Origin of the sequence: Nonomuraea sp. GTA35 (assembly GCF_041950525.1) — a bacterium.
Taxonomy (GTDB): domain Bacteria; phylum Actinomycetota; class Actinomycetes; order Streptosporangiales; family Streptosporangiaceae; genus Nonomuraea.
The window spans coordinates 1-1,666 of record NZ_JBGNUV010000053.1 but is presented as its reverse complement, the minus strand read 5'-3'; the positions used below and the strand labels follow the sequence as shown (position 1 = coordinate 1,666).

General features: G+C 69.2%; 1 protein-coding gene. It reads left to right on the top strand.

All coding sequences use genetic code 11. The annotated features are described in order from the left end of the window. The first annotated feature begins 168 nt into the window (after nucleotides 1-168). The gene (locus ACBJ32_RS59325) at nucleotides 169-1,656 is read left to right on the top strand and encodes an NF041680 family putative transposase (protein WP_375134396.1); all 1,488 of its coding nucleotides are present in this window, start codon (nucleotides 169-171) and stop codon (nucleotides 1,654-1,656) included. Nucleotides 1,657-1,666 lie beyond the last annotated feature (10 nt).

Sequence of the window (1,666 nt, the reverse complement as noted above, 5' to 3'; positions counted from 1 at the left end):
AGCTTGGCGTTTAACCCCTGAGCTGCACATTTGCCGCGTTCGGCGATGTGGGTGACTAATCCCTCATAGCGGATTGTGTCTCTCGGGACACGGCGTGTCGCCGTGAGTTGAGTCAGCCACCGTCTCCATCTTCGAGTTGTCATTCAGAAGGAAGTGGAGGCGGTGGCTATGTCATTCATGCTGGCACGCGCGGCGCGGGGCGTCCCGGATTCGGAGCAGGACGGCCAGAAACGGGACGCGTGGATGGAGCTGGCCGATCTCCGGCAGGAGGTCTTCACCTGCCTGACCGCCCGGCGAGATGAGCTGTTCGAGCTGGTCGAGGCGGTGTTATGCGCCGAGGGGCCGGTCCGTACGCTGGTCGGGCTGGCGTTGGCGCCGGAGCACCGCCGTGGCCACGGCGCCCTGTACGACGCGATCAACCACGGCCGCATCGAGATCGCCCGGCTGCGGAGGGTTCTGTCCACGGTGGCGCTGCCGCGCGCGGCGGGCGGCCGGATCGTGCTGGCCGCCGATGTGACGCCCTGGCTGCGCCCCGACGCGCCGACCAGCCCCGAGCGGCTGTTCTGTCATGTCTACGGCCGCCGCAAGGGCGAGCATCAGATGATCCCCGGCTGGCCGTACTCGATCATCGCCGCGCTGGAGACCGGCCGCACCTCCTGGACCATGGTGCTGGATGCCCAGCGGCTACGCCCCGACGACGATGAAGCCGCCGTCACCGCCATCCAGGTCCGTGACCTGGTCGCCCGCCTGATCGAAGCCGGCCAGTGGCGCGAGGGTGACCCGAACATCCTCATCGTGCTCGACGCCGGCTACGACACCGCCCGCCTGGCCTTCCTGCTGGACGGCCTGCCGGTGGAGGTGCTGGGCCGCCTGCGCTCCGATCGAGTGCTGAGCCGCCCGGCCCCCTCCCGCGAAGAGTTCCTGCTGGCCAGCCCAGCCGGTGGCCGGCCGCCCAAACACGGGGCCGAGTTCCGGATGAAGGACGAGACCACCTGGGGTGAACCCGCCCACACCACGGCCACCGCCACGAGCCGGTACGGCAACGCTGTCGCCTCCTGCTGGGACCGATTGCACCACCGGCTCACCCGCCGCGCCGCCTGGCTCGACCACGACGGCGCGCTCCCCATCATCGACGGCACGCTGATCCGGCTGCAGGTCGAGCAGTTGCCCGGCGAACGCGACCCCAAGCCGGTGTGGCTGTGGACCTCGGCCGTTGCCATCACCCCGGCCCACCTGGACCAGCTCTGGCAGGCATTCCTCCGCAGATTCGATCTTGAGCACACGTTCCGGATGTGGAAACAGACCCTGGGCTGGACCGCCCCGAAAATCCGCGACCCGCAGTCCGCGGACCGCTGGACCTGGCTGATCATCATCGCCTACGCCCAGCTTCAGCTCGCCCGGACACTCGCACCTGACCTGCGCCGCCCATGGGAACGCCCTGCTCCACTCGAACGGCTCACCCCCGCACGCGTCCGGCGAGGGTTTCGGCACCTCCGCCCCCGCCTGCCCCTACCTGCCAGTGCACCGAAACCCACCCGGCCCGGTCCCGGCAGGCCTCCAGGCTCGAAGAACCGGGCTCCCGCCCGTCACCACGACGTGGGCAAGACCACCAAACGCGCCGAAACGCTCGCCGAGCACCAGAACAGGAAGGGTTAAACGTCAAGCT

Excerpts from the sequence above, each read along its gene's own strand:
- ACBJ32_RS59325 (WP_375134396.1), top strand. The coding sequence starts at position 169 with ATGTCATTCATGCTGGCACGCGCGGCGCGGGGCGTCCCGGATTCGGAG.